3 protein-coding genes are annotated in these 3510 nt (G+C 65.2%); 2 read left to right on the top strand and 1 reads right to left on the bottom strand.

Annotated features, from left to right (window positions below; translation table 11 throughout):
- Positions 1-635: hypothetical protein (locus ACLFQI_RS12605; protein WP_410759828.1), on the bottom strand; the 635-nt coding region annotated here is incomplete at its 3' end.
- 126 nt (positions 636-761) lie between these two features.
- Between ACLFQI_RS12605 and glk the strand changes: the two genes are divergently transcribed.
- Entirely contained in the window at positions 762-1745 is a 984-nt protein-coding gene (glk, locus tag ACLFQI_RS12600; protein ID WP_410759827.1) for a glucokinase, read from the top strand.
- A 41-nt stretch (positions 1746-1786) separates the two neighbouring features.
- The coding region (locus tag ACLFQI_RS12595) for an autotransporter assembly complex protein TamA (RefSeq protein ID WP_410759826.1) at positions 1787-3510 on the top strand (1724 nt) is incomplete at its 3' end.

Below are 3510 nucleotides of genomic sequence, written 5' to 3'. Positions count from 1 at the left end.
TCCTGCATCCGCCGCTCAGCGAGCGGGCGCCCTTGAATCCCGGTTGCGATCTGTTGCGCGAGGCCTGCCAGGTGCGCTTTGCCGATGGCGGCGAGGTGCGTCTCGACATCGAACCGCGCGGGATTCCGGCGGTGCGGCCGCTCCAGCTCAAGGTCGGGCTGAGCCAGCTGCCAACGCCTGAACGAGTTGAGGTCGATTTCCGTGGCGTCGACATGAACATGGGCTTCAATCGCGTCCGCTTGCAGCGTGCTGATGCTGATACGGGTGCTGATGCTGGTGCCGACACGGATCTTGGTGCCGACACGGATGCTGGCGGCCCTGACGCTGGCATCGCTGGCATTGATGACAGTACGGCGAGTGATGCCGACGCTGTCACCGAGCGCTGGCGTGGGCAAGGCATGCTGCCGGTGTGCGTGCGCGCGCGCATGATCTGGGAGGCCCAGGTGCTCCTGCACTATGCAGACGGCTTGCGCGCCGCGCCTTTTCGTTTCGTGAGCCACCGTCCCGACTGATACGCTTTCGAAGCTGGCAAATCGACACAGCCTGGCACGCACGCCGTTCGACAGGCGGATCGACAGGCGGATCGACAGGCCGTTCGACAGGCCGTTCGACAGGCCGGCCGGCGCGCCGGCCACACGCTGACACGATGCGCGCCACCGAAGCGCCACAGCGCTGCTATCATCGCGCCAACACATCCGCGCGCTCGCGCTCCGCACAGTCGCGGTCCGCAGGCGCGCGTTCCAGCTTGGAGACTAACCATCATGCATGTTTTGGTCGGCGATATCGGCGGTACCAAGACAGGGCTCGGCATCGCCGAGGTGGAGGGTGACCGGGTGACGCTGGAGTTGCACCGTCGCTATCCGAGCCGCAAGTCGGTCTCGCTGGGCGAGATCGTCACCGCCTTTCTCGACGAGACCGGCTGTGAGTGCGCGGCGGCGGCCTTTGCCGTGGCCGGGCCGGTCGTCGGCGGGCGCAGCAAGACCACCAATCTGCCCTGGCAGATCGAGGCCTCAGCGTTGCAGAAGAGCCTGGGATTCGAGCGCGTGGGATTGCTCAATGATCTCGAGGCCGTGGCCTGGGGCGTGCCCGCGCTGAGCGCCAATGAGTTGGCGGTGATCCAGACCGGCGCGCCCGATGCCGTCGGCAATGCCTGTGTCGTCGCCGCCGGTACCGGCTTGGGTGAGGCCGGCATGTTCTGGGATGGCGAACGCCATCGTCCGTTCGCGACCGAAGGCGGACATACCGATTTCGCCTCCACCGACGATCGCGAATTCGCGCTGCTGAATTATCTGCAAAAGCGGGTCGGGCGCGTGAGTTGGGAGCGCGTGGTCTCCGGCATGGGAATCGGCACCATCTACGAGTTTCTCGCCCAGTGGCACAAGGCGACGCATCCGCCGGCGGTCGCCGAGGCGCTGCGCAGTGACGGCGACATCGCCGAGGCGGTGGCCGAGGCGGCGCAGAATGGCCATGCCATCAGTCAGGAGGCGCTGGAGCTGTTCGCGGTGCTCTATGGGCGCGAGGCCGGGAACACCGCGCTCAAGCACATGGCGATGGGCGGGGTCTATCTTGGCGGCGGTATCGCGCCGAAGAATCTGACCCTGCTCCAGGGTGCGGGTTTTCTCGAAGGCTTTCTGGACAAGGGCCGGATGCGCGGCTTGATGGAGCGGATTCCGGTGCGGGTCATCCTCGATCCGCACACGCCGCTGTATGGCGCCGCGCGCTATATGGTCGCCGAGATCGGCTAAGCCCCCAGCGCAGTCGCACGCGCGGGCTTGGATACGCGAATATGGCTTCACTGCGCCGCGCGGTCGCGCTTCGGGCTCTGCTCATCTTGGCCTCGGTGCTGATGTCGGGAACCGCCGCCGCGCTCAGTCTCGATGTCCGCGTCGAGGGGCTCAAGGGGCGGCAGGAGAGCAACGTCCTCGCGCTGCTGGCGCTGTATCAGGAGCGCGAGGACGCACAGATGTCGGAGCCCAGGTTGCGGGCGCTCTATCAGCGGGCGCCGGAGCAGATCCGCGAGGCCTTGGCCCCGTTCGGCTTGTATCGGATCGAGGTCGAGTCCAGACTCACCGCGCCGAGCACCGATGAAGGAACCTGGGTGGCCAGCTTCACCATCGATCCCGGCGATCCGGTCAAGATCGCTCGGATCGATTACCGCGTGACCGGCCCAGGGGCCGACAATAGGCTGTTTCCGAAGCAGTTCCCGATGCGGGTCGGGGATCCGCTGATCCACGCCGATTACGAGAAGGCGAAGTCCCGGATCCTCAATATCGCCTCGGAGGAGGGCTATATCGAGGCCGAGCTGCGGCGGCATCTGGTGCTCATCGACCCGGTCGCCTATGAGGCTATCATCGATTTCCATCTCGCGACCGGCGAGCAGTTCTCGCTCGGCGAGGTCGAGTTCGAGCAGGATCTGCTGGCCGATGCCTTCCTGGAGAAGTTCGTCAATTTCGAGCCGGGCACGATCTACAACCCGGAGCTGTTGCTGGAGCTGCAAGGGCGCTTGATCGGCACCGAGTATTTCGACACCATCGAGGTGCGCCCGCTCGCGGACCAGGCCGGGCCCGACCGCGAGGTTCCTGTGCGTCTCATCGCGACCCGCAACAAGGCCAATGTCTACCGGGTCGGCGCCGGTTTCGCGACCGATGTCGGGCCGCGCTTCAGTCTCGATTACAGGCGTCGTTATCTCGGCCGGCGGGGCCATCACCTCAAGGCCGAGATCCAGGTCTCGCAGGTGGAGCAGTCGGCCATCGCCGAATACCGGATTCCGATTCGCAATCCTGTGCGCGACTTTCTGCTGATTCGCCCCGAGATCCAGGCCTTCGATAGCGAGAGTCGCGAGGGCGAGCTGTTCAAGCTCGGCATCGCCCAGTCGGTGCTGACCGACAGCGGCTGGCGCCGCATCCTCGGCGTCGATTATCGCTACGAGGATTCCTCCGTTGCCAGCACCGATTCCGATACCTTCAACGGGTTGGTGCCCCATCTCTCCTGGTCGAAGGTCAAGGCCGATGATCCCATCAACACCCGTGACGGCTATCGGATCAACGCCTCCCTGCAAGGCACCTCCGAGGGCCTGCTGGCGACCAGCAACTGGCTCGCTGGTCAGCTCGACTACAAGGTGGTCAAGGCGCTGGGTGACGAGCTGCGTCTCATCGGTCGCACTGAACTCGGTGCGATCTGGGCGAGCAGCGTCGAGGATGTGCCGGCGAGTCAGCGCTTCTTTGCCGGTGGCGACAACAGTCTCCGCGGTTGGGGATTCGACGTGCTGGGTCCGAATGACCCCGTGACCAACAAAACCCTGGGCGGACGTTATCTCGCGGTCGGCAGCCTTGAGCTAGAGCGCCGATTCGACGGCCCCTGGGGCGGGGCGATTTTTACCGATTTCGGTAATGCCTTCGATCCGGAGTTCGAGCAGGAATGGGAACAGAGCGTTGGCGTTGGCATCCGCTACAGCACGCCGATCGGGCCGGTCAGGGTGGATCTGGCCTATGCCTTGACCAAGGAGCCAGC

This window comes from Halochromatium sp., from assembly GCF_046541315.1.
GTDB lineage: Bacteria > Pseudomonadota > Gammaproteobacteria > Chromatiales > Chromatiaceae > Lamprobacter.
This window is presented reverse-complemented; position numbering and strand designations above follow the sequence as displayed.

What these genes read in the sequence shown, in the direction of transcription:
- glk (WP_410759827.1), top strand. Translation starts at nt 762, where the DNA reads ATGCATGTTTTGGTCGGCGATATCGGCGGTACCAAGACAGGGCTCGGC.